Source organism: Metapseudomonas otitidis (assembly GCF_011397855.1).
Taxonomy (GTDB): Bacteria; Pseudomonadota; Gammaproteobacteria; order Pseudomonadales; family Pseudomonadaceae; genus Metapseudomonas; species Metapseudomonas otitidis.
Genome location: NZ_AP022642.1, coordinates 125,196 through 149,770 on the forward strand (window position 1 = coordinate 125,196; position 24,575 = coordinate 149,770).

General features: G+C 71.0%; 20 protein-coding genes. 9 read left to right on the plus strand and 11 right to left on the minus strand.

Annotation, left to right across the window (positions count from 1 at the left end):
* Window positions 1-56: 56 nt before the first annotated feature.
* The 3 genes from recC to recD are packed head-to-tail and all read left to right on the plus strand — an operon-like array spanning window position 57 to window position 8,703.
* Window positions 57-3,305, plus strand: a complete 3,249-nt coding sequence (gene recC, locus PotMrB4_RS00630) for an exodeoxyribonuclease V subunit gamma (protein ID WP_172432256.1) — start codon at window positions 57-59, stop codon at window positions 3,303-3,305.
* The gene (recB, locus tag PotMrB4_RS00635; protein WP_172432257.1) at window positions 3,302-6,841 is read left to right on the plus strand and encodes an exodeoxyribonuclease V subunit beta; all 3,540 of its coding nucleotides are present in this window, start codon (window positions 3,302-3,304) and stop codon (window positions 6,839-6,841) included. The genes recC and recB overlap by 4 nt, the downstream gene beginning before the upstream one ends.
* Window positions 6,838-8,703: an exodeoxyribonuclease V subunit alpha gene (gene recD, locus PotMrB4_RS00640; RefSeq protein WP_172432258.1), complete on the plus strand. Its 1,866-nt coding sequence runs from the start codon at window positions 6,838-6,840 to the stop codon at window positions 8,701-8,703. The genes recB and recD overlap by 4 nt, the downstream gene beginning before the upstream one ends.
* Before the next feature lie 134 nt (window positions 8,704-8,837).
* Here the strand turns inward: recD and PotMrB4_RS00645 are convergent, their stop codons facing one another.
* From PotMrB4_RS00645 to PotMrB4_RS00665, 5 genes are all read right to left on the minus strand, one after another.
* Entirely contained in the window at window positions 8,838-10,178 is a 1,341-nt protein-coding gene (locus PotMrB4_RS00645; protein WP_172432259.1) for a hemolysin family protein, read from the minus strand.
* Window positions 10,179-10,290: 112 nt separating this feature from the next.
* The gene (gene phoR, locus PotMrB4_RS00650; protein WP_044401457.1) at window positions 10,291-11,595 is read right to left on the minus strand and encodes a phosphate regulon sensor histidine kinase PhoR; all 1,305 of its coding nucleotides are present in this window, start codon (window positions 11,593-11,595) and stop codon (window positions 10,291-10,293) included.
* 27 nt (window positions 11,596-11,622) lie between these two features.
* On the minus strand, window positions 11,623-12,312 hold the full coding sequence (gene phoB, locus PotMrB4_RS00655; protein ID WP_044401460.1) for a phosphate regulon transcriptional regulator PhoB: 690 nt from the start codon (window positions 12,310-12,312) through the stop codon (window positions 11,623-11,625).
* Window positions 12,313-12,422: 110 nt separating this feature from the next.
* Window positions 12,423-13,313, minus strand: a complete 891-nt coding sequence (gene ubiA, locus PotMrB4_RS00660; protein WP_172432260.1) for a 4-hydroxybenzoate octaprenyltransferase — start codon at window positions 13,311-13,313, stop codon at window positions 12,423-12,425.
* A 28-nt stretch (window positions 13,314-13,341) separates the two neighbouring features.
* Complete coding sequence (locus PotMrB4_RS00665; RefSeq protein ID WP_172432261.1) at window positions 13,342-13,896, minus strand: chorismate--pyruvate lyase family protein; 555 nt, start codon at window positions 13,894-13,896, stop codon at window positions 13,342-13,344.
* A 161-nt stretch (window positions 13,897-14,057) separates the two neighbouring features.
* Between PotMrB4_RS00665 and PotMrB4_RS00670 the strand changes: the two genes are divergently transcribed.
* The 6 genes from PotMrB4_RS00670 (at window position 14,058) to PotMrB4_RS00695 (ending at window position 17,584) form a co-directional block, all read left to right on the plus strand.
* Window positions 14,058-14,225 carry a rubredoxin gene (locus PotMrB4_RS00670; RefSeq protein ID WP_044401468.1) on the plus strand — a complete coding sequence of 56 codons (168 nt, stop codon included), beginning with the start codon at window positions 14,058-14,060 and terminating at the stop codon, window positions 14,223-14,225.
* 169 nt (window positions 14,226-14,394) lie between these two features.
* Entirely contained in the window at window positions 14,395-14,562 is a 168-nt protein-coding gene (locus PotMrB4_RS00675) for a rubredoxin (protein ID WP_044401471.1), read from the plus strand.
* Between the two features lie 66 nt (window positions 14,563-14,628).
* On the plus strand, window positions 14,629-15,777 hold the full coding sequence (locus PotMrB4_RS00680; protein WP_172432262.1) for an NAD(P)/FAD-dependent oxidoreductase: 1,149 nt from the start codon (window positions 14,629-14,631) through the stop codon (window positions 15,775-15,777).
* Window positions 15,778-15,965: 188 nt separating this feature from the next.
* A complete protein-coding gene (locus PotMrB4_RS00685) occupies window positions 15,966-16,238 on the plus strand; it encodes an HU family DNA-binding protein (RefSeq protein WP_044401477.1) in 273 nt (90 codons plus the stop codon).
* Window positions 16,239-16,365: 127 nt separating this feature from the next.
* Window positions 16,366-16,758: a helicase gene (locus PotMrB4_RS00690; RefSeq protein WP_074966932.1), complete on the plus strand. Its 393-nt coding sequence runs from the start codon at window positions 16,366-16,368 to the stop codon at window positions 16,756-16,758.
* Between the two features lie 94 nt (window positions 16,759-16,852).
* Window positions 16,853-17,584 (plus strand): hypothetical protein, encoded by a 732-nt coding sequence (locus PotMrB4_RS00695; RefSeq protein WP_074966934.1) that lies wholly within the window; start codon window positions 16,853-16,855, stop codon window positions 17,582-17,584.
* A 61-nt stretch (window positions 17,585-17,645) separates the two neighbouring features.
* On the opposite strand, the gene PotMrB4_RS00700 is transcribed toward PotMrB4_RS00695, so the two are convergent.
* The 6 genes from PotMrB4_RS00700 to exbB form a co-directional block, all read right to left on the minus strand.
* Window positions 17,646-19,046, minus strand: a complete 1,401-nt coding sequence (locus PotMrB4_RS00700) for an aminoacyl-tRNA deacylase and HDOD domain-containing protein (protein WP_074966935.1) — start codon at window positions 19,044-19,046, stop codon at window positions 17,646-17,648.
* 90 nt (window positions 19,047-19,136) lie between these two features.
* Window positions 19,137-21,212, minus strand: a complete 2,076-nt coding sequence (gene recG / locus PotMrB4_RS00705) for an ATP-dependent DNA helicase RecG (protein WP_044401489.1) — start codon at window positions 21,210-21,212, stop codon at window positions 19,137-19,139.
* A complete protein-coding gene (locus tag PotMrB4_RS00710) occupies window positions 21,209-22,147 on the minus strand; it encodes a hydrogen peroxide-inducible genes activator (protein WP_044401492.1) in 939 nt (312 codons plus the stop codon). Before PotMrB4_RS00710 ends, recG begins: the two co-directional genes overlap by 4 nt.
* A gap of 87 nt (window positions 22,148-22,234) precedes the next feature.
* A complete protein-coding gene (locus PotMrB4_RS00715; RefSeq protein WP_074966937.1) occupies window positions 22,235-22,981 on the minus strand; it encodes an energy transducer TonB in 747 nt (248 codons plus the stop codon).
* Window positions 22,982-23,404 (minus strand): TonB system transport protein ExbD, encoded by a 423-nt coding sequence (gene exbD, locus PotMrB4_RS00720; protein ID WP_044400642.1) that lies wholly within the window; start codon window positions 23,402-23,404, stop codon window positions 22,982-22,984.
* Between the two features lie 3 nt (window positions 23,405-23,407).
* On the minus strand, window positions 23,408-24,553 hold the full coding sequence (exbB, locus tag PotMrB4_RS00725) for a tonB-system energizer ExbB (protein ID WP_172432263.1): 1,146 nt from the start codon (window positions 24,551-24,553) through the stop codon (window positions 23,408-23,410).
* Window positions 24,554-24,575 lie beyond the last annotated feature (22 nt).

Sequence of the window (24,575 nt, forward strand, 5' to 3'; positions counted from 1 at the left end):
CGCCCCCAATCGGGTCAACTGATACCCTGTGCGCTCCCGATCGACGCGGCCCGCCCATGCTCAACCTCTACCACGCCAACGACCTGGAAAGCCTCGGCGAGCTGGCCTGCGCCCTGCTCGCCCAGCCGCTGGCGGACCCGCTGGCCCCGGCCAAGGTGGTGGTACCGAGCCAGGGCATGGGCCGCTGGCTGACCCTGCAACTGGCCCGCGCCCAGGGCATCGCCATGCAGCTCGACGTGCAGCTGCCGGCGCGCTTCGTCTGGGACCTCACCCGCCAGGTGCTGGGCGAACTGCCGCCGCAGTCGGCCTTCAACCCCACCACCCTGACCTGGCGCCTCTACGACTGGCTCTGCGAGCCCGCGCACCTGGAGCAGGCACCACGCTTGGCGCAGTACCTGGAGGGCGGGGACGAGCGCCGTCGCCTGACCCTGGCCGCACGCATCGCCGACGTCTTCGACCAGTACCTGCTCTATCGCGACGACTGGCTGGCCGCCTGGGAGCGCGGCGAGCTGCTCGGGCTCGGCCCCGACGAAGCCTGGCAGGCGCTGCTCTGGCAGGCCCTCACCGTCGACGGCCATCCCCACCGCGCGCGCCTGCTGGGCGACCTGCTGGCGCGGCTGCACGACCCGGCGCCCCTGGCCGGGCTGCCCGAGCGCCTGGTGGTGTTCGGCATCAGCAGCCTGCCGCCGCACCACATGCGCGTGCTGGAAGGGCTGGCGCGGCACTGCGAGGTCATCCTCTTCGCCCTCAACCCCTGCCGCGAAGCCTGGGGCGACATCCGCGACATCCGTGAGCTGGCCGCCCTGCCGGAGCCGGGCATCGACGACTGGTACCTGGACGTCGGCCACCCGCTGCTGGCCAGCCTGGGTAAGCAGGGGCGCGACTTCTTCGACGCCCTGTTCACCCTCGGCGGGCAGGACTTCGGCATCTACGCCGAGGACGACGGCCTGGACGACAGCAGCCTGCTGCGCGCCATCCAGAACGACATCCTGCGGCTGCGCACCCGCCACGCCGACGAGCGCCTGGCGCTGCGCCCGGACGACCGCTCGCTGGAGGTGCACGTCTGCCACTCGCCGCTGCGGGAAGTGGAGGTGCTGCACGACCAGCTGCTGGCCCGCTTCGCCGCCGACCCCGGGCTGACCCCCGACCAGGTGGTGGTGCTGACCCCCAACATCGAGCGCTACGCCCCCTACATCGAAGCGGTGTTCGCCCCCCGCGAGGGCGTGCCGCGCATCCCCTACAGCCTGGCCGACCGCAGCCTGCGCGCCGAGCTGCCGCTGGTGGAGGCCTTCCTCGCCCTGCTGGAGCTGCCCCAGAGCCGCTTCGCCGCCGAGGAACTGCTGGCCTGGCTGGAGCTGCCGGCCCTGGCGGCCCGCGCCGGCATCGACGCCGATGACCTGCCGCTGATCCGCGACTGGCTGCGCGAAGCCGGCGTGCGCTGGGGCCGTGATGCCCGCCACCGGGTGCGCCTGGGCCTGCCCGAGGACGACGCCTTCAGCTGGCGCCAGGGCCTGGAGCGCCTGGTGCTGGGCTTCGCTGCGCCGCCCCGGCTGGCCGGCGAGGCCCCGCCGCTGCTGGGGGACAGCTGGCCGCTGGATGCCCTCGAAGGCGCCCGCGCGCAACTGCTCGGCCGCCTGGCCGGCTTCATCCAGCGCCTTGGCGTGCTCGCCGACGACCTGGCCCGGCCGCGCCCGCTGGCGGACTGGGCCGAGACCCTGCAGGGGCTGATCGACCAGCTGTTCGACGAACGCGAGGCCGGCGAGACCCTGCTGCTGCTGTCCCAGGCCTGCGGCGAGCTGCGCAAGCAGGGCGAGGCCGCGCTGATCACCCGCCCGGTGGAGCTGGCCCTGGTGCGCCAGCAACTGGTGGCCGCGCTGGATGCCGGCGGCGGCGCCTCGGGCTTCCTCACCGGCGCCGTGACCTTCTGCACCATGGTGCCCATGCGCAGCCTGCCGTTCCGCCTGGTGTGCCTGCTCGGCCTGGACGACGGCGCCTTCCCCCGGCGCACCCCCGCCGCCGGCTTCGACCTGATCACCCGCCGGCCGCGCCGGGGCGACCGCGCCCGGCGCCTGGACGACCGCTACCTGCTGCTGGAAACCCTGCAGTCGGCCCGCGATGGCCTCTACATCAGCTACGTCGGCCGCGACCCGCGGGACAACGCCTCGCTGCCGCCCTCGGTGCTGGTCAGCGAGCTGCTGGAAACCGTCGACCTCACCGCCCACGCCGACGGCGCCCCCGCCAGCCAGCGGGTGCTGGTCAATCACCCGCTGCAGCCCTTCGCCCCCGGCAACTTCGCTGGCGGCGTCCACCGTGGCTATGCCGCCCCCTGGTTCCGCGCCGCCCAGCGCCTGGCTGGCGAACCGCAGCCGGCCGCCGCGCCCTTCGCCGAGCCGTTGCCGGCGCCCGACGCCGACTGGCTGACCCTGGAACCCTCGATGCTGGTGCAGTGCTTCCGCCACCCGGCGCGCTTCCTGCTGGAGCAGCGCCTCGGCTTGCACCTGGCCGAGCCCGAGGAGGCCCTCGCCAGCGACGAACCCTTCGCCCTCGAAGGCCCCGCCTGGCGCGGCCTGCGCCAGCTCGCCCTGGACGCCGTCGAGCGCGGCTGGTCCGAGGCCGACGAGCGCCGCATCGCCCGCGCCGCCGGCTGGCTGCCCAGCGGCGAGCTCGGCCACGCCCTGTGGGGCCAACTGCGCGGCCCGGTGCGTGCCTTCGCCCCCCGGCTGTTCGAAGCCCGTCCGGAGAGCGCGCCGCAACCGCTGCTGGTGGACCTGGAACTGGCCGGTGTGCGCATCCACGGCTGGCTCGACGGGGTGACCGAAGACGGCCTGTTCGGCTGGCGCCTGAACCGCCTCGGCGAATGGGAGCTGGCGCCCTTCTGGCTGCGCCACCTGCTGCTGAACATCGCCGCGCCCCCCGGTATCGCCCGGGAGAGCCGCCTGCTGTCGCCGGCCGGAGACTGGCAGGCCGGCCCCCTGGCCAACGCCCGGCAATTGCTGGAGCCCTGGCTGGTGGCCTACCGCGAGGCCCTCTGCACCCCGCTGCCGCTGATCACCAAGGCCAGCCACGGCTTCGCCCACGGCCTGCGCAAGCCCGGCCGCAAGGAGCCCCTGGAGGCGGCCCGCAGCAAGGCCCGCCTGGCCTGGGAAGGCCTCGACTTCGGCCCCCGTGGCGAATCCCAGGACCCCTGGTACGCCCTCGCCTTCCGCGACCGCGACCCCCTGGACGCACGCTTCGAAACCCTCGCCGAGACCCTGCTCGGCCCGGCCCTGGACGCCCTGGCCGATGATGGCGAGGAGGACGCATGAGCCTCGACCTGCTCGACTCCCCCTTCGACGGCCGCAGCCTGATCGAGGCCAGCGCCGGCACCGGCAAGACCTGGACCCTGACCGCGCTCTACGCCCGCCTGCTGCTGGAGCGCCAGCTCGGCGTCGGGCAGATCCTGGTGGTCACCTACACCACCGCCGCCACCGCCGAGCTGCGCGAGCGCATCCGCGCGCGCCTGGCGGCGCTGCTGGCCATGTACGAGGGCGCCCCGGCGCCGGACCCGGTGCTGGCCGGGCTGCATGCCCGCTACCCGGGCGAGGACGCCCACCGCCGCCTGCTGCTGGCGGTGCACGGTTTCGACGAGGCGGCCATCTTCACCATCCACGGCTTCTGCCAGCGCGCCCTGCAGGACGCGGCCTTCGAGGCCGGCGGGGATTTCGACAGCGAACTGGCGGCCGACGACCGCGATGTGCTGGACGCCCTGCTCGCCGACCTCTGGCGTGCCGAACTGGCCGCCGCCGAGCCGGCCTGGGCGCGCTTCCTGGCGCAGAAGCGACTGACCCCGGCCAGCCTGCGCCAGCGCCTGCGCGGGCACCTGGGCAAGCCCTACCTGCGCATCGAGCCCCGTGACGCCGCCCCGGGCGACCTGGCCCCGGCCTGCGACGCCTGGGAACACGCCCGCAGCCTGTGGCTGCGCGACGCGACCAGCTGCCTGGCCGAGCTGGCGGCCTTCGACGGGCTCAACAAGCGCAGCTACGACGCGGCCAAGTTCGCCCTCTGGCACAGCGAACTGGACGCCTACTTCGCCGATCCGGCGGCGCTCTTCGCCCCGCCGGCAGGCCTGGAGAAGCTCGCCCGCGAGGCGCTGGCCAAGGGCTGCAAGAAGGGTTTCGACCTGCCGGATTACCCGCTCTGCTCGGCCCTGCAAGGCCTGGTGGACGCGCTGGAGGCGGCCAAGCCGGCCGGCGAGGCACGGCTGATCGCCCTGCAGGTGCGCCTGCTCGACACCCTCAATCGCGAGCTGCCCCAGCGCAAGGCGGCCCAGCGCCTGCTGGCCTTCGACGACCTGCTCAACCGCCTCGACGAGGCGCTGCAGGGCGAGGCCGGCGACGCCCTGGCCGCCGCCCTGCGCGAGCGCTACCCGGTGGCGCTGATCGACGAATTCCAGGACACCGACCCGGTGCAGTACGCCATCTTCCGCCGCGTCTACCCGGGCGGCGAAGCCGGGGGCGACCTGTGCTTCGTCGGTGACCCCAAGCAGGCCATCTACGCCTTCCGTGGCGCGGACCTGGCCACCTACCTCAAGGCCCGCGACGAGGCCGCCCGGCAGTACAGCCTGGCCACCAACCACCGCTCCGTGCCACGCCTGATCGCCGCGCTGAACCGGGTCTTCGACCGCCCCCGCCCGTTCGCTGAGCCGGGGCTGGACTACCCGCCGGTGGGCGCCAGCGACAAGCCGCGCCCGCAGCTGGTGCTGCCCGAGGGCGGTGCCCCGCTGGAACTGGTGTGGCTGGGGGACGAGCCCCTCGGCAAGGGCGAGGCCGGCCGCGCGGTGGCCATCGACACCGCCCGCCGCATCGCCGCTTTGCTGGCCGCCAGCGCCGCCGGCCAGGCCTACTTCGAGGCCGACGGCGTGCGCACCCCGCTGCGCGGCGGCGACTTCGCCGTGCTGGTGGCCAGCCACCGCCAGGCCGGCGACGTGGCCGCCGAGCTGGCCACCCGTGGCGTGCCCAGCGTGCGCCGTGGCCGCGACAGCGTCTGGCACAGCGAAGAGGCCGCCGAACTGGCCGCCGTGCTCGCCGCCTACGCCGAGCCGGGGCGCGAGGGCGTGCTGCGCTATGCCCTCTCCACCCGGCTGCTGGGCCGCGACGCCCAGGCCCTGGCCCGCTGCCAGGACGACGAGCACGCCTGGGACGAGGAACGCGAACGCGCCGAGCGCTACCACCAGCTGTGGCAGCAGCACGGCTTCATGCGCGCCTTCCGCGCCTGGCTCGATGAGCAGGCGGTGGCCGAGCGGCTGATCGCCCTGCCCGACGGTGAGCGGCGCCTGACCAACCTGCTGCACCTGGCCGAACTGCTGCAGGCCGAGAGCCTGTTGCGCCCCGGCCTGGAGCCGCTGCTGGCCTGGTTCATCGCCCAGTGCCAGGCCGAGAGCCACGGCGACGACGCCCTGCTGCGCCTGGAAAGCGATGCCGAGCGGGTGCAGATCGTCACCGTGCACACCTCCAAGGGCCTGGAATACCCGCTGGTGTTCTGCCCCTACCTGTGGGACGGCGCGCTGCTGCGCCGGGACGAAGACATCACCTGCCACGCCGAGGACGGCACCCCGCTACTGGACCTGGGCGGCCCCGAGCTGGAGGCCCACCGCGAGCGCGCCCGCCGCGAGCGCTTCGCCGAACGCCTGCGCCTGGCCTACGTGGCCCTCACCCGCCCCCGCGACCGCCTCTGGCTGCACTGGGGCCCGGTGGCGGTGCCCAAGCCGAAGAAGGACGGCGGCCTGCCCGATGACGGGCTGCACACCAGCGCCCTGGCCTGGCTGCTGCACGGCCGCACCCTGCCCGGCGACGCGCCCCTGGACGAACTGGCCGGCCACCTGGCGGCCCTGGAAGGCCCCGGCCTGCGCCAGGAGCTGGAGGCCCTGGCCGCCGACAGCGCGGGCGACATCGCCGTGGTGCCCCTGCGCGAGGCCGAGGCCAGCGCCCAGGGCGAGCACCGCGCCCCGCCGCCGACGGCCCTGGCACAGCTGCAGCGCACCCTGCACAGCGCCTGGCGGGTCGGCAGCTTCTCCGGCCTGGCGGCCGGCATGCACATGGAGGCGCCGGACCGCGACGCCTTCTTCGTGCCGCCGGCCACCGACCCGGGCAGCGGCTTCCACGCCTTCCCGCGCGGCGCCCGGGCCGGCACCTGCCTGCACGCCATCCTCGAGGACTGGGTGCGCGGCGAGGGCGAGCTGGCCGCGCTGGTGGACACCCACCTCAAGGGCCACGGCCTGCCGCTGGAATGGGCCGAGACCGCGACCCTGCACCTGCGCCAGGTGCTGGACACCGGCCTCGACGGCGCCGGCCTGACCCTGGCCGGGCTCGACCCGGCGCGGCGCCTGCCGGAACTGGGCTTCACCTTCCCGGTGCGTCAGCTCGACCTGCACGGCCTGCGCGCGGTGCTGGCGGACCCGGCCCACGGCCTGCCGGCGCCCATGCGCGCGGCGGCCGAGCGCCTGGAGTTCGACACCCTCAACGGCTTCATGAAGGGCTTCATCGACCTCACCTTCGAACACCGGGGGCGCTGGTACATCGCCGACTACAAGTCCAACTGGCTGGGGCCCGACGCCAGCTACTACGGCGGCGAACGCCTGGAGCAGGCCATCGCCGCCGAGCACTACCACCTGCAGTACCTGATCTACCTGGTGGCGCTGCGGCGCTTCCTGCGCCAGCGCCTGGACGGCTTCGGCCCGGACGGGCTGGGCGGCGCCTACTACCTGTTCCTGCGCGGCATGCCCGACGCCGGGGTGTACTTCCACCGCCCGGACGACGCGCTGCTGGACGCGCTGGACCGGCTGTTCGAGGAGGGCCACCCGTGACGCTTGCCGACCTGCCCCTGGGTCCGCTGGAGCGCTTCTTCGCCGACAGCCTGCTGCACCTGGAGCCCGACGCGCCGCTGCCGGTACTGGTGGCCGGGGTGCTCTGCTGCCAGGCCCTGGCGGCGGGCGACGTGTGCCTGCCCCTGGCGCGCCTGGCCGGCCAGCGGGTGTTCGACGAGGGCATCGAGGGCTTCGACCTGCCGCCCCTGGACACCTGGCGGGCACAGCTGGCGGCCTCGCCGCTGGTGGCCACGGCCGGCGGTTACGCGCCGCTGACCCTGGACGGCGACCGCCTCTACCTCAGCCGCTACCACGCCTACGAGGCGCGCCTGGCCGAGGCCCTGCTGGGGTTGGCCACGGCCCGCCCGCCGGTGGACGAGGCGCAGCTGGGCGAGTCCCTGGCGCGGTTGTTCGCCCGCAACACCCAGTCGCCGGACTGGCAGCGGCTGGCCGCTGCCCAGGCGGTGCGGCGCAACCTGGCGGTGATCTCCGGCGGCCCCGGCACCGGCAAGACCACCACCGTGGTGCGCCTGCTGGCGTCCCTGCTGGAGCAGCCCGGCGGCGAGCGCCTGGCCATCGGCCTGGCGGCCCCCACCGGCAAGGCGGCGGCACGCATGGCCGAGGCGATCCGCAACGCCAAGGCCGACCTGCCGGTGAGCGACGCGGTGAAGAATCTGTTGCCGGAGGAGGCGCGCACCCTGCACCGCCTGCTCGGCAGCCACGGCGACAGCCCCCGGGTGCGCCACCACGCCGAGAACCCGCTGCCGCTGGACGTGCTGGTGGTGGACGAGGCCTCGATGGTGGACCTGGCGTTGATGGCCAAGCTGGTGGACGCGCTGCCCCCGGGTGCGCGGCTGATCCTGCTGGGGGACAAGGACCAGCTGGCGGCGGTGGAGGCCGGCGCGGTGTTCGCCGAACTCTGCGAGGGCCGGGGCCTGGACGCCACGGCGGCGGCCGAGCTGGAGCGCATCACCGGCCAGCCGGTGCCGACGGAGACGCCCACCTCGCGCCTGGGGGATTCGGTGGTGCTGCTGACCCACAGCCACCGCTTCGCCGGGGACAGCGGCATCGGTGAGCTGGCGCGGCGGATCAACGCCGGCGACGCCCGCGGCACCCTGGCGCTGCTGCGTGAGGGCCGCGCCGACCTGGCCTGGAACGCCGGGCCGCTGCAGGTCGCGCTGCTGGAGCGCCTGGATGCGGGCTACGCCCCCTTCATCAGTGCGGCGCGCCGGGGCGACCCGACGGCCGCCTTCGCGGCCTTCGCTGAGTTCCGCGCCCTCACCGCCCAGCGCGAGGGGCCCTGGGGCGTGGCCGGGATCAACGAGGCGCTGGAGGCGCGCATCAAGCGCCGCCTGGGCATCGCCAGCCGCGAGCGCTGGTACCCGGGGCGGGCGGTGATGGTGCGGCAGAACGACTACGCGCTGGGGCTGTTCAACGGCGACGTCGGCATCTGCCTGCCGACGCCCCATGGGCTGCGGGTGTTCTTCGAGGGCGAGGACGGCCACCGACCCTTCTCCCCGGCCCGCCTGCCCAGCCACGACAGCGCCTTCGCCATGACGGTGCACAAGAGCCAGGGCTCGGAGTTCCGCGAGGTGCTGCTGGTGCTGCCGGAGCAGCCGAGCCCGCTGCTCAGCCGCTCGCTGTTCTACACCGGTATCACCCGCGCCCGGCAGCGGGTGGAGATCTGGGGCCTGCCCCAGCGCCTGGCCGAGGCAGTGAGCACCCGCGCCGAGCGGGCGGCGGGGCTGGCCGAGCGCCTGGCCCGTGAGCCGCAGCCGGCGGCGCCTCCGGCATCGGTGGCCGTTTCTGCGGCTCCGGCGGTATCGGTGCTGCCGGCTGGGGAACAGTTGGATCTGTTCTAGGGTGCTGGAGCGTTTGAGCGGTGGGCTGAAGCCCACCCTACGCCCACCCCACCCTCGCTCTGCGCCTGGCCGAGTCACAGCCTGGGCGGGAACGAGAACGGGGCCCGTGGGCCCCGTTGTCATGACGCGGTGGATCAGTCGATCCGCAGGACCTTGGCGAGGACGATCTTCGGGCCCTTCATCTTCTTGACGATGATGCGCAGGCCTTCGGTCTCCAGCACTTCTTCCTCTTCGGGAACCCGGTTGAGGCTGTCGTAGATCAGCCCGGCCAGGGTGTCGGCTTCGACATGGTCGAGGTCGATGCCGAGCAGGCGCTCGACCTTGAACAGCGGGGTGTCGCCGCGCACCAGCAGCTTGCCGGGCTGGTAGGCGAGCACGCCGCGCTCGGTCTTGCGGTGTTCGTCCTGGATATCGCCGACCAGCACTTCGAGCACATCTTCCATGGTCAGGAAGCCGACCACCTTGCCGTCGGCCTCTTCGACCAGGGCGAAGTGCGCGCCGCCCTGGCGGAACTGCTCCAGCAGGCGCGGCAGCGGCATGTGCTTGCTGACGCGTTCCACCGGGCGGGTGAGTTCGGCGAGGTCGAAGGACTCGGGCAGGCTGTCCAGGGCGGACAGGGCCAGGAGCAGGTCCTTGATGTGCAGGACGCCGATGAACTCGCCCTTGCGGTCGTCGTAGACCGGGTAGCGGCTGTACTTGTGGCGGCGGATGACGCCGAGGATGTCGGACAGCGGGGCGTCGTGCTCCAGGTAGATCAGGTCTTCCCGGGAGTTGGCCCAGTCCACCACTTCCAGTTCGCCCATCTCGACGGCGGAGGCGAGCACGCGCATGTCCTGGTCGCTGGGGTCGCGGGCGCGGCTGGAGTGCAGGATCAGCTTGAGCTCGTCACGGCTGTAGTGGTGCTCGTGGTGCGGGCCGGGCTCGCCCTGGCCGGCGATGCGCAGGATGGTGTTGGCGCTGGCGTTGAGCAGCCAGATGGCCGGGTACATGAGCCAGTAGAAGAGGTACAGCGGCACCGCCGTCCACAGCGACAGCAGCTCGGGCTTGCGGATGGCCCAGGACTTGGGCGCCAGCTCGCCGACCACGATGTGCAGGTAGGAAATGATGAAGAAGGCGGTGAAGAAGGAGATGCCGTGGAGCAGCTTCTCCGACTCCACGCCGACGGCGCTGAGCAGCGGGCCGAGCAGGTGGGCGAAGGCTGGCTCGCCGACCCAGCCGAGGCCGAGGGAGGCCAGGGTGATGCCCAGCTGGCAGGCGGAGAGGTAGGCGTCCAGCTGGTTGTGCACGGTGCGCAGGATGCCGCCGCGCCAGCCGTGCTGGTCGGCGATGGATTCCACGCGGGTGGCGCGCAGCTTGACCATGGCGAACTCGGCGGCGACGAAGAAGCCGTTGAGCAGCACGAGGAAGAGGGCGAACAGGACGAGGCCGAAATCGGCGAAATAGCTGGAGAAGGTGGAGCTTGTGGAAGGGTCCATTAGGGGTCAGGGCTGGCGAATGATCGGCTAAGGGTGAAGGCTGGGCCTTGAGTTTGCAAGCGGGCGGAAGGCCCCGGGAGCATGGGGCCCGGGGCTCGCCGTGATGCCTGTCTCAGCGCTCGCCGGCCACCTGTGCGGGGGGGAAATGGCAGGTGAAGGTGCTGCCGTGGTTGAGCACGGAGCTGATGTCCAGGCGGGCGCGGTGGCGGATCAGCACGTGCTTGACGATGGCCAGGCCCAGGCCGGTGCCGCCGGTGTTGCTGGCGCGGCTGGAGTCGACCCGGTAGAAGCGCTCGGTCAGGCGCGGCAGGTGCTTGGCTTCGATGCCGATGCCGGAGTCCTGCACGGCCAGGTGCGCGCCGAGTTCGTCGCCCCACCAGCGGATGCGGATGTCGCCGCCGTCGGGGGTGTACTTCACGGCGTTGAACACCAGGTTGGAGAAGGCGCTGCGCAGTTCGGCCTCGCTGCCGCGCAGGCGCACGCCGGCGTCGGCCTCCAGTTCGATGCGGTGCTGGCGGCTGCCGGACAGGGCGAGGGCGTCGTGGCGGATGCTCTGCAGCAGGGCCTCGACCTCCACCGGCTGGTTGTCGGAGGGGTAGTCGGTGGCTTCCAGCTTGGCCAGGAGCAGCAGGTCGTTGAGCAGGTTCTGCATGCGCCCGGCCTGCTGGTGCATCTGTTGCAGGGCGCGGCCCCAGCGCGGGTTCACGTCGTCGACGTTGTCCAGCAGGGTCTCCAGGTAGCCGGCGATCACCGTCAGCGGGGTGCGTAGCTCGTGGGAGACGTTGGCGACGAAGTCCTTGCGCATCTGCTCCAGCTGGTGGAGCCGGGTGATGTCGCGCACCAGCATCAGGTGCTCGCGGTTGCCGTACTGGGTGATGTGGAACTGCAGGCGCAGGCGGTCGTTGACCGGTGAGGGCAGTTCGAGGGCCTCGCGGTAGTTCTCCTGCTCGAAGTACTCCTTGAAGCGCGGGTGGCGCACCAGGTTGGTGACCGGCTGGCCGCTGTCCTGGGGGGTCTTGAGGCCCAGCAGGTTCTCGGCGGCGCGGTTCCACCAGTCGAGGTTGCCCTCGCTGTCGAGCATCACCACGGCGTCCTTGAGGGCGGCGGTGGACTCCTGCACGCGGTCGATCACCGCCTGCAGGCGCCCGCGCACGCGCTGGTCGCGGCGTTGCAGGTGGTAGATGCTGTCGAACACTTCGCCCCACAGGCCGTAGCCGTCCGGCGGCGGCTCGTCGGGTTTGTGCTCCTTGAGCCATTTGTGCAGGCGCAGCAGCTGGCTGAGGGTCCAGCCGAGGTAGGCGCCCAGGCCGATGGCCAGGGCCCAGCCGTATTCACCGGAGATGAAGCCGGCGAGGAGGCAGGCACCGAGCAGGAGGATCAAACGGCGGATTACGGCACGGCGCCAGTCCTGGTTCAACGGTCGCGTCCTTGTACGGCGAGGGCTCTAGCCCTTGGTGGAGAAACGATAACCGGTGCCGCGCACCGTCTGCACCAGGTTCTCGTAGGCGTCGCCCAGGGCCTTGCGCAGGCGGCGGATGTGCACGTCCACGGTGCGTTCCTCGACGTAGACGTTGCCACCCCAGACCTGGTCCAGCAGCTGGCCGCGGGTGTAGGCGCGCTCCTGGTGGGTCATGAAGAACTGCAGCAGGCGGTATTCGGTGGGGCCCATCTCGGCCGGTTTGCCGTCGATGGTGACGCGGTGGCTGATGGGGTCCAGCAGCAGGCCGCCGATCTCGATGGGGGCTTCGCTGTCGGTGGGGCCGGCGCGGCGCAGCACGGCCTTGAGGCGGGCCACCAGTTCGCGGGGCGAGAAGGGCTTGGTGATGTAGTCGTCGGCGCCGACTTCCAGGCCCTGGATCTTGTTGTCCTCCTCACCCTTGGCGGTGAGCATGATGATTGGGATGTCGCTGGTCAGGTCGTCGCGCTTCAGGCGCCGCGCCAGTTCGATGCCGGAGGTGCCGGGGAGCATCCAGTCCAGCAGGATCAGGTCGGGCTTGCGGTCGATGATGCTGGCGTGGGCCTGCTGGGTGTTCTCCGCCTCCAGGCACTCGTAGCCGGCCATTTCCAGGGCCACCGCGATCATTTCGCGGATCGGTGCTTCGTCGTCGACGATCAGGATGTTCTTGCCAACCATGTATCCGCCTCGGGTCGCTGGTTCTGAGGGTTTGCGCGCATTAGATAACGGAATTATTGCAGTGATATGACACGGCCGTGGCGGAGACGACGGCCGTGCCGGGCGCGTGCTCAGCGCAGGGCGTAGTCGGCCACCACGCCGATGAAGATCGCCAGCCCCGCCCAGTGGTTGTGCAGGAAGGCCTTGAAGCAGGCCTGCGGGTCGCGGTCGCGGGTGCTGTGGAATTCCCAGGCGAAGCAGGCCAGGGCACCGAGCAGGCCGAGGTGGAAGTACAGGCCCAGTTCGAAGCGGCTGCCGGCCAGCAGCAGGCACAGCAGGGCGAGGCCCTGGAGGGTGGCGATGATCACCCGGTCGGCGTCGCCGAAGAGGATGGCGGTGGACTTGATGCCGATCTTCAGGTCGTCCTCGCGGTCGGTCATGGCGTAGTAGGTGTCGTAGGCCACGGTCCACAGCAGGTTGGCGATGTAGATCAGCCAGGCGGTGGCCGGCAGTTCGCCGGTGGCGGCGGTGAAGGCCATGGGGATGCCCCAGGAGTAGGCGGCGCCCAGCACCACCTGGGGGTAGAAGGTGTAGCGCTTCATGAAGGGGTAACAGGCGGCCAGGGCCACGGCGCCGAAGGACAGCCAGACGGTGGTGGCGTTGGTCAGCAGCACCAGGCCGAAGGCGATGGCCAGCAGCACGGCGAAGAACACCAGGGCTTCCTTCGGGCGGATGGCGCCGGTGGCCAGGGGGCGGGCGTGGGTGCGGGCGACGTGGCCGTCGAAGTTGCGGTCGGCATAGTCGTTGATGGCGCAGCCGGCGGCGCGCATGACGGCGACGCCGAGGACGAAGACCAGTACGTTCTTCAGGCTGGGTTGGCCGTCGGCGGCGATCCACACGGCCCAGAGGGTGGGCCAGAGCAGCAGGTAGACGCCGATGGGACGGTCGAGCCGGGCGAGCTGGACGAAGTCCCAGGCACGCGGGTGCAGGCGGTTGAGCGATCGCAGGAACTGGATGTACATCGGGGGCCTCCGCTGGACGTGCGGCGGATTATACGGCCTCGATTCCGGCCTGCCGCCACAGCGTGGGGAGGAATATCTCGGCCACCAGCACGCCCAGCCCGTCGCGGCGGAAGCAGGAGCGGCGGCCCCAGAGGCGTTCCTCGCGCACCTCGGCCGGCAGCAGCGACGCCGGGTAGCGGGTGACTTCGATGGCGCCGCGGGTGAAGGCGCGGTCGCTGAACAGCAGCTCGCCAAGGGAGCGGCCGCCGAGGTCGGCCAGGGCCAGGCCGGAGCCTTCCAGGGCCTTGCGGGCGGCGACGCTGCGGGCGAAGACCCAGGGTTCGCCATGGCCGCGCAGGTACACCTCGCGCACCCAGCCCTGGCTGCCGTCGGGCACGCCGAGGGCCTGGCATTCGTCGCTGCGCAGCACCTGCCAGGCTTCGTGGAGCGGGGTGACGCTGAAGGCGCCCTGGGCCTGTGCGGTGAGGCGGCGGGTCAGCGAACCCTGGTCGAACAGCCAGTCGCGCACCTCGGCAGCGGGCGCGGGGTGCAGCTGCTGGGCGCTGAGCCAGCGGGGCGGGTGGACGAGGACGGCGTTCGACACGGTGGACCTGCGGGGGGCTTGGGCGGCGCGGGAGTGTAGCACGCAGCCCGGCGCGCTCCGGACGGGCCCGGTTGTCGCAGGGCGGTGGTCGGCGGGCGTCTTGGCGCTGCCCGGCGATTGGGTTAGGTTGCGCGCGCAACCGTGAGTTTCCCGAGGCAGATATGAAGAAATGGCAATGCGTGGTCTGCGGACTGATCTATGACGAAGCCCAGGGCTGGCCGGACGACGGCATCGCCCCCGGTACCCGCTGGGAAGACGTGCCGGCCGACTGGCTGTGCCCGGATTGCGGCGTGGGCAAGCTGGACTTCGAGATGATCGAGATCGGCTGATCCTCCCGGGCCCCCGCGTTCTGCGTGGGGCCCTGTTTCTCTCCCTCCCCGCTCCTGTCACCCCCTGGTCACGCCCCAACCTCCGTCGGGGCGCGCGGCTGCCTGCTTGGCGAGTGCGGGCGGTTTGGAGTAGGTTCGGCCGATCGTTCCCGCTGGGGTGGAGGTGCGTGTGCGCAAGTGGCAATGCGTGGTGTGCGGCTTCATTTATGACGAGGCCCTGGGGCTGCCCGAGGAGGGCATCGCCCCCGGTACGCGCTGGGAGGACGTCCCGGCGGATTGGGTCTGCCCTGATTGCGGGGTGGGCAAGGTGGACTTCGAGATGATCGAGATCCGCTGAGTCCTGGTGGTTTTCTGAGCGACGGCCTGCGGGCCGTCGCGTCGTTTTTCGTCCTAGGAGTGAGTGATGAGTGCACCTGTGGTGATCGTCGGGACCGGCCTGGCCGGCTACAACCTGGCCAAGGAGTTTCGCAAGCTGGACGGCGAGACGCCGCTGTTGCTGATCAGTGCCGACGACGGCCGCTCCTATTCCAAGCCGATGCTGTCCACCGGCTTTGGCAAGAACAAGGACGCCGACGGCCTGGCGATGGCCGAGGCCGGCGCCATGGCCGAGCAGCTGAAGGCGGAGATCCGCACCCACACCCGCATCACCGGCATCGACCCGGGGCACCGGCAGATCTGGATCGGCGAGGAAGCCGTGGCCTACCGCGACCTGGTGCTGGCCTGGGGCGCCGAGGTGATCCGCGTGCCAGTGGAGGGCGATGCGGGGGACGCGGTGTTCCCCATCAATGACCTGGAAGACTATGCGCGCTTCCGCGCGGCAGCCGCCGGCAAGCGCCGGGTGCTGATCCTCGGTGCCGGGCTGATCGGCTGCGAGTTCGCCAACGACCTGACCCTGGGCGGCTACGAGGTGGAGGTCGTCGCCCCCTGCGAGCAGGTCATGCCCGGCCTGCTCCACCCGGCGGCGGCCGGCGCCGTGCAGGCGGGGCTGGAGGCCATCGGCGCGCGCTTCCACCTGGGGCCGGTGCTGGCCAGCCTGAACCACGCCGGCGAGGCGCTGGAGGCGCACCTCTCCGACGGCACCCACCTCAGCTGCGACCTGGTGGTCTCCGCCGTGGGCCTGCGTCCGCGCACCGCCCTGGCAGCGGCGGCGGGCCTGGACGTGAACCGCGGTGTGGTGGTGGACCGCGAGCTGCGCACCTCCCACGCGAACATCTACGCGCTGGGGGATTGCGCGGAAGTGGACGGCATCAACCTGCTCTACGTGATGCCGCTGATGGCCAGCGCCCGGGCCCTGGCGCAGACCCTGGCCGGCACGCCTATGGCGGTCAGCTACGGGCCGATGCCGGTGACGGTGAAGACCCCGGCCTGCCCGCTGGTGGTCTCGCCGCCGCCCCGTGGCCTGGACGGCGAATGGACGGTGGAAGGGGCCGGCGCGGACATCAAGGCGCTCTGCCGCGATGCCTCCGGGCGCCTGCTGGGCTATGCGCTCACCGGCGCGGCGGTGCAGGAGAAGCTCGCGCTGAACCGTGAACTGCCGCCGGTCTTGGCATGAACGGCCGGCCTTCTGTCGGATCCGCCCTCGGCTTGTAGGTCAAAACTGTCGGACAACACTGGCGCAGGCCTTTGTGGCATGCCATCCTCCCCGAGGTCTGCCGCAGCGCAGAGCTGTTGCGGCGCCTTGGGCGCTGTTCTGGATGAACAGCACGGACACAAAAACAACAAACCGTCACAGAGGCATCTATGCGTAAACCGGAACTCGCCGCCGCCATCGCCGAGAAGGCCGATCTCACCAAGGATCAGGCCAATCGTGTTCTCAACGCCGTTCTCGAAGAAATCACCAACGCGCTGCACCGCAAGGACAGCGTGACCCTGGTCGGTTTCGGCACCTTCGTGCAGCGCCACCGTGGTGCTCGCACCGGCAAGAACCCGCAGACCGGCCAACCGGTCAAGATCAAGGCCAGCAACACCGTGGCCTTCAAGCCGGGCAAATCCCTCAGGGACTCGATCAACTAAGGACAGTGTTCCCGGGGCCCCCAGCCGGCCCCGGGAGCGTTTCAACCCATCTCCAGGCTGGGCTGTAGTCCCGCTCGCAAACCGCTACAATGCGCGCCCGTTCCCCTTCCGACCGAGGCGCTCGCCGATGAAATTCCGACTCCTGCTCTGGGTCCTGGGCCGCATGATGGCCAAGGCCAGCCGTGACAATGCCGCCTTCCGCGAGCAACTGGCCGGCAAGGACCTAGTGTTCCAGCTGCACACCCTCGATGGCAAGGTGGCCCGTCATTTCGTGGTCAAGGACCAGCGCGTCACCAGCAAGCGCGGCGTGGCGGCTTCGCCGGCCTTCGCCATCGGCTTCAAGGATGGCGCCTACGGGTTCGCCACCATGAACGCCAAGAACAAGCAGCTGGCCTTCATGCAGGGCATCCAGAACAAGGACATCCAGATCCAGGGCAACCCGGCGCTGGTGCTGTGGTTCCAGGGCCTGACCAAGCACCTGGTGCCGAAGAAGAAGCCCGTCGACAAGCAGGCGGCCTGAGCCCCTTCGCTGGTGAGCCTCCAGGCGTTTCGCTAGGCTGAACAGGCGCGTTCCGCGAGGCGCGCGCCCGCGTCGTCCTGATGGAAGCCTGCCCATGCGAGTCCTGATCGCCCTGCCCCTGCTGCTCGCCAGCGCCGCTGCCTTCGCAGCCCCCACACCCCCTGCCCCCGCCCAGCTGGACCGTGCCTTCGAGCTGGCCGGCGTGCGCCTGCTCTGTGAGCAGAGCGGCACGCTGTTGCAGCGGGGTGCCCCCGAGTCTTATCAGAAGCAGCTGGCCAGCGCCTTTGCCGCCGAGGCGGTGTGCGCCGACCTGGCGGCGGCCGTGGCCCCTCGGCTGGAGGCGGCGCAGCTGGCCGAGGTCGAGCAGGCGCTGGACAGCGAGCTGGCCCGGCGTTTCACCGCCGCCGAGCGCGAGGTGGACGACGGGCTGGTGGACTACCGCAAGCAACTGGCCGACAAACCGCCCCGGGCCGACCGCGTGGAGCTGGTGCACCGCCTGGACCGCGCGGCCCGCACCACCGACCTGGCAGCCCTGCTGCGCTACGAGGTGGGCAAGACCCTGGCGCTGCTCAGCCTGCGCCAGCGGGGCGAGCGCATCAGTGAGCCGGCCCTGGCCCAGCAGACCGCCCAGCAGGCCGAGGGCATCCACGCCAGCAGCGCCCAGGCGGTGGAGTCTTTCATGCTCTATGCCTACCGGCAGATGCCCAGCGAGCAGGTCCAGGCCTATGCCGAACTCTACGAGCGGCCGGCCGTGAAGCGTCTGCTGGATGCGAGCCTGGAGGCCCTGCCCGGGGTCTTCGCCAAGCGCCGGGCGCTGCTCAAGTAGCCGGCAGTTCCGCGCGCAACAAAAAGGGCCCCGAGGGGCCCTTTTTCGTGACGCGCATGGCTCAGTGGTTGAACTGGGAGGCCAGTTCGCGCAGCGCGGCTTCGGCTTCGAGCACCTTGTTCACGGCGTCGTCGGCCTTCTCCCGGGACAGGCCCAGGCGCTCGAACAGCTCGTCCGGCAGGGCGATCTGCGGGCCCATGCCGATGCCCCGCTGGCGCAGCAGGCCGACGGCCAGGGTCACCAGGTTGGGGTAGGCGTGGTTGGCGCCGTCGTAGTTCGGGTCATGCTGGAAGCGCAGGGCAGCGGAGAGCTCCTCGGGCATGTCCCAGAAGCGCATCAGCCAGCTGCCGATCTGCTCGCGGGTGATGCCCAGCAGGTGCTGCTCGATGTAGCTGTGGGGCAGGTGCGGGTTCACTTCCAGGTGCCGGCAGATCAGCGAGAAGTGCGGTGGGAAGACGTGGGCCAGGACCAGGTAGCCGAAGTTGTGCAGCAGGCCGCCGAGGTAGGTGAGGCCGGCCTCCGGGCGCTGGGCGCGGGGGATGGCGCGGGTCAGGCCTTCGATCACGGCGGCGGTGTAGACCGCCTGCTGCCAGTAGGGCGTGGCCTGCTGGGGCTGGTCCTTGGGCAGGCTCAGGGTCTTGCCCAGGGCCAGGCCGAGGGCCAGGTTGATCACCAGGTCGAAGCCCAGCACGCGGACGATGGCGTCCTCCACCGAGCGGATCTTGCCCGGTGCGGCGTAGTACGGCGAGGCGGCCCAGCTCACCACCTGGGCGGCCAGGGCCGGGTCGGTCTCCACCACGCCGGTGATGTCGTCGACGGTGGCGTTGGGGTCGACCCGCAGCTTGATGATCTTCTGCGCGGTTTCCGGCAGCGGCGGGATCTCGATGGTTTCCTCGAGGCGCTGCTGGATGCGTCGGGCGGTGAAGGCCTGGACGGCCTGGCTGATCTCGGCGCGGTCGTCGTCCGGGCGGTCGAGGTTCAGGCGGATGCCGTCCAGCGGCTCGCCGAAGCGGGCGGCGCTGGCCTTGCTGAGCAACTGGCGGTACTGCTCGGTGGGGATCTCCAGCACCAGGCCGGTGTGCCCGGAGTCGATCAGCAGCGAGGGTTCCTGCAGCAGGCGCTCGTCGTACAGGCACGGCGAGCTGGTCAGCGGCGGCAGGGCCGGCAGGGTGTTCAGGTCGTGCTTGCCGAGCATGCGCTCGAAGCGCTCGGGCTTGATGGTGACCAGCTTGCGGCCGGTGAGCTCGGCGAGGCGGTTCAGGTCCAGCAGCTGGCTGCGCGGGTAGAGCACCAGCAGGGCGCCGACGGCATCCTCCAGCAGCACCGCCTGGACCCGGCGCTCGGCCGGCAGGTCGGGCGTGTCGGCGCGGACCTGGCTGGCGATGCCCAGCTTGTCCAGCAGTTGCAGGATCACGTCGGGGGCGTGGGGTTCCTGGTCCGGGGCGAATGCGACTTCGGTCATGGCGTTATCCGGCTTCAAAGCGACTGCCCGGAGTATAACGAGCAGCCATCAGGACTGATGGGTCAGGCGACCGGCGCACTGTGCGCTGGATCACACTTGCCCGTATTGCTGGCCGTGTCTCAGCCAGCGCTCCAACAACGGACTCACATGCTGCGGCCAGCGTTCCATCAGGGCCTGGGCGGCGTCGCGCACGGCCGGCAGCAGATCGGCATCGCGCATCAGGTCGGCCACCTTGAACTGCAGCAGGCCGGTCTGCCGGGTGCCGAGCATCTCGCCGGGGCCGCGCAGTTCCAGGTCCTTCTCGGCGATGACGAAGCCGTCGCAGGTCTCGCGCATGATGCCCAGGCGCTCGCGGCCCAGCTGCGACAGCGGCGGGTGGTAGAGCAGCACGCAGTGGCTGGCGGCGCTGCCCCGGCCGACGCGGCCGCGCAGCTGGTGCAACTGGGCCAGGCCAAGGCGCTCGGGGTTCTCGATGATCATCAGGCTGGCGTTGGGCACGTCGACGCCCACCTCGATCACGGTGGTGGCCACCAGCAGCTGCAGTTCGCCGCGTTTGAAGGCGTCCATCACGGCGGCCTTCTCGGGGGCCTTCATGCGCCCGTGGATCAGGCCGACGCGCAGGTCGCCGAGGGCCAGGGAGAGTTCTTCGTAGGTGGTCTCGGCGGCCTGGCAGGTCAGCTCCTCGGACTCCTCGATCAGGGTGCAGACCCAGTAGGCCTGGCGCCCTTCATGGCAGGCGGCGCGTACGCGCTCGATGACTTCCTCACGGCGGTTGTCGGCCACCAGCACGGTGTTCACCGGCGTCCGCCCGGGGGGGAGTTCGTCGAGGATGGAGGTGTCCAGGTCGGCGTAGGCGCTCATGGCCAGGGTGCGCGGGATGGGGGTGGCGGTCATGATCAGCTGGTGCGGGCTGAGGCGGCCGTCGATGCCCTTGCGGCGCAGGGCCAGGCGCTGCTGTACGCCGAAGCGGTGCTGTTCGTCGATGATCACCAGGGCCAGGCGGCGGTAGGTCACTTCGTCCTGGAACAGGGCATGGGTGCCGACCACCATCGGGGCGCCGGCAGCGATGCGTTCGAGGGCGGCGGCACGGGCCTTGCCCTTGAGCTTGCCGGCGAGCCAGGCGACTTCGATGCCCAGCGGCTCCAGCCATTTGCTGAAGTTGAGGTAGTGCTGCTCGGCGAGGATCTCGGTGGGGGCCATCAGCGCCACCTGGTAGCCGGCCTCCAGGGCCTGCAGGGCGGCCAGGGCGGCGACCACGGTCTTGCCGGCGCCGACGTCGCCCTGCACCAGGCGCAGCATGGGCTCGGGCTGGGCGAGGTCGTAGGCGATCTCGGCGGCGACACGCTGCTGGGCGCCGGTGGGCTGGAAGCCCAGGTTGGCTAGGTAGCGACGGGGCAGGTCCTTCGCCGGGGGCAACTGCGGTGCGGCCTGGGCCCGTTGCTGTTCGCGCAGGCGTTGCAGGGACAGCTGGTGGGTGAGCAGTTCCTCGAAGGCGAGGCGGTGCTGGGCCCAGTGGCGGCCTTCGGCGAGCTCTTCGAGGTCGGCATCCGGCGGCGGCCGGTGCAGGTAGCGGATGGCTTCGTCCAGCGGGCCGAGGCGGTAGTCGCGGGCCAGTTCGTCCGGCAGCCAGTCAGGCAGGCTGTGGGGGCCGAGGCGTGCCAGGGCGAGCTGGCTGAGGTTGCGCAGGCGTTGCTGGGTCAGCCCTTCGGTGGTCGGGTAGATGGGCGTCAGGGTCTGTTCCACCGGCGGCGGCTCGTCGCCGTTCAGGGCGCGGTACTCGGGGTGGTAGATCTCCAGGCCGGAGGCACCGGGGCGGACCTCGCCGTAGCAGCGCAGCTGGGTGCCACGCTTGAGGCCGTCCCGCTGGGCGTTGCTGAAGTGGTAGAAGCGCAGGCTCAGCGAGCCGCTGCCGTCATGCAGGCGCACCAGCAGGCTGCGGCGCTTGCCCATGACCACGTCGGCGCCGGTCACCTGGCCTTCGATCACGGCATCCTGGCCGGGGCGCAGGGCGCCGATGGGCACCACGCGGGTGCGGTCCTGGTAGCGCAACGGCAGGTGGAAGAGGATGTCCTGGAGGTTCTCCAGGCCGACCCGGGCGAGCTTTTCGGCCAGCGCCTCGCCCACCCCCTTGAGCGCGGTGACCGGGACCTGTGCCAGTTCGGTCATGTGGCGCTGGGTTCGCCTTCAGCCTGGGGGCGGGCGACCGAGCAGAGGCGGATGGAGTCGGCCAGCACTTCGATGGCGCGGGGGCGCGGGAAGCTGGCGCGCCAGGCGATGGCCACGGTGCGGAACGGTACCGGCGGGGTCAGCGGGCGGACCTCGATGACGCCAGGGGCGTAGTGGTGGCTGTCGACGGCGGAGAACGGCAGGATCGAGACGCCCAGGCCGGAGGCGACCATGTGGCGGATGGTCTCCAGGGAGCTGGATTCCACGGTGGTGTGGCGGGCGGTTTCCTCGCTGCCCTTGCGCAGGGTCGGGCAGGCTTCCAGCACCTGGTCGCGGAAGCAGTGGCCCTCGCCGAGCAGCAGCAGGCTCTTGTCGTTGAGCAGCTCGCTGTCGATGGTCTTCTTCGCCGTCCAGGGGTGGTCGGCGGGCAGCAGCACGTAGAAGGGCTCGTCGTAGAGCGGCTTGGTCAGCACGTCGGCCTCGGCGAACGGCAGGGCGATGATGATCGCGTCCAGCTCGCCGGTGCGCAGCTTGTCGCGCAGGACGTGGGTGAAGTTCTCTTCGATGTACAGCGGCATCTGCGGGGCGACCCGGTGCAGCTGGGGAATCAGGTGCGGGAACAGGTAGGGGCCGACGGTGTAGATGGCGCCGAGCTTGAGCGGGGCGGCCAGCTGGTTCTTGCCGGCCTGGGCCAGCTCGCGGATGCCCTGGGCCTGTTCGAGGACCTTCTGGGCCTGGGTGACGATGCCCTCACCGACCGGCGTCAGGCGCACGGCGCTCTTGCTGCGCTCGAAGATCAGTACGCCCAGTTCGTCCTCGAGCTTCTTCACCCCGACGGAGAGGGTCGGCTGGCTCACGTGGCAACGTTCGGCGGCACGCCCGAAATGCTGTTCCTGGGCGAGGGTGACGATGTAGCGCAGTTCGGTGAGGGTCATAGCGATTTTCCATTGAAGAGGCGCAAGCATAGCGGCTGCAGTCAATGGAACCAACCGCTGTGCCGCCCCGGGCGGGGCGGCGGTCGCTCAGCGGCGATCCTTGCGCAGGGAGTAGACGAAGGGGGCCGTCACTTCCCGCGCGCCGTTGACCAGAATCTCCGGCGGCGGCGGGGGCAACGGCTGGGCGCGGCGGATCATTTCCAGGGTGGCGCGGTCCAGCGAGGCGCTGCCGGACTTGCCGGTGAGGGCGTAGGCCAGGACCTTGCCTTCGGCGTCCACCGTGAAGCTCAGGCGGTTGACTCCTTCGATGTTGCGACGGCGGGCGTCCTCCGGGTAGCGCTTGTACTTGGCCAGGTGCGCCAGCAGCTTGCTCTGCCAGGTCTCGCGGGCCTGGGTCATGGCGCTGGCCATGCTCTCCTGCTGGGCGGCGGGCTTGGCGTCGCTCGGCGGTGCCGGCGGCGTGGGCGCGGCCACCTGCTCCTTGGGCGACTCCTGCTCCTGGGGCTTCTGCTCGGGCTTGGGCTCCGGGGGCTTGGGCTTCGGCGGTTTCGGCTTGGGTTTGGGCTTCGGCGCGATGGCGATGGTCGGCTTGGGCGCTTCGGCCAGCTTCGGCAACGGCTCGGGCTCCGGCTCCACCTGGGGCGGTGGCGGCGGGGCGGGCGGCGGCGTGGGGGCCGGCAGCGGTTCGAGCTGCACCATCATGGCCGGCGGCGGCAGCTCGATGGGCTCGGCGCTGACCTTCCAGAACAGGGCCCAGCAGAACAGGGCGACGTGCAGGCCGAGCACCACCAGCAGGCTGATGGCCCAGGACAGGTTTCGCTTTGCCTGGCTCATCTAGTTCCCGACCGTCTCGAGTCCCACCAGGCCGATCTTCAGGTAGCCGGCGCCGCGCAGGGCGTCCATCACTTCCATCAGCCGGCCATAGTCCACCGCCTTGTCGCCACGGACGAAGATGGTCTTTTCCTTGTCGCCGCCGGTGCGCTGGTCGAGCACGGCAGCCAGTTGCGCCTGGTTCACCGGGTCGTTGTCCAGGAACAGGCTCTTGTCTTCCTTGATGCTCAGGTAGATGGGCTTGTCCGGACGTGGCGCGGGCTTGGCGGTGGAGGCTGGCAGGTCGACCTTGATGTCCACCGTGGCCAGGGGCGCCGCGACCATGAAGATGATCAGCAGCACCAGCATGACGTCGATGAATGGGGTGACGTTGATCTCGTGGCTTTCCTGGAGATCGTCACCGCCTTCGTTCAGATGCAGTCCCATGAATCAGCCCACTTTGACCATGTGCGGGGCCGGCGCGCGGTCGGCCGGCGGGTGGTCCAGGTCACGGCTGACCAGCAGCAGGACCTGGGCGGAGGCGTCCGCGACCTGGGCCTTGTAGCCGGTGATGGAACGGGCGAAGACGTTGTAGATGACCACGGCGGGGATGGCCGCGACCAGGCCCATGGCGGTGGCCAGCAGGGCTTCGGCGATACCGGGGGCGACCACGGCGAGGTTGGTGGTCTGGGATTTGGCGATGCCGATGAAGCTGTTCATGATGCCCCACACGGTGCCGAACAGGCCGACGAAGGGCGCGGTGGAGCCGATGGTGGCGAGCACGCCGGTGCCCATGCTCATCTTGCGGCCGCTGGCGGCGACGAGGCGCTCCAGGCGGAAGCTGACGCGTTCCTTGATGCCGTCCTTCTCGCGGGTGTTGGTCGAGAGCTTCAGCTCGTCGAGGGCGTCCTGCACCAGCACCTGGGACAGGTTGTTCGGGGCGGCGGTCTTGTCGGCGGCTTCCGGCAGGTTGCGCGCGGCCTTCAGGGCCACCAGCTCGCGGCGCAGGCGACGCTTGGCACCGAGCAGCTCGATGCTCTTGGCCAGCCAGATGGTCCAGGTGAGGATCGAGGCGAGCACCAGGCCGATCATCACGCCTTTCACCACGATGTCGGCGTTCTGGTACATGCCCCAGGGCGACAGGTCGTGGGCCGGCAGGCCTTCTTCGACGGCTTCGGGCGCGGTACCGGCCAGGGCGGCGGCGAGGTCGTTGCCCAGGCTCAGGCCCTGGTCGATGGCGGCGAGGGTCTTGTCGATCTCTTCCGGTGCAACGCCCTGTGCCTGCAGGGTCTGGCGGGCGGTGTCGCGGATCTGCTCCGGGGTGGCCTGGGGGCCGAGGGCCTGGAGCGTGCTCAGCAGTTCGGCGTTGGCCGGTGCGGCGGGCGCGCTGGCGATCGGCTGTGCACCTTCGGTCGGCGCGGTAGCGCTCGGCGTTGCGGCTGGCTGGGCGCTGGCCGTGGCGGCGGCCGGTGCAGTGGGCTCTTCGGCGAAGGCCGCGCCGGCGGGCAGCAGGGCCAGGCCGAACAGGAGTGCCGCCAGGGGGCGGGCGCGACGGGAGAGCGAAACGGGCTGGGCGTTGGGTGCAATAGGTTTCATGGCCGGACCTGAAGGTTAATTG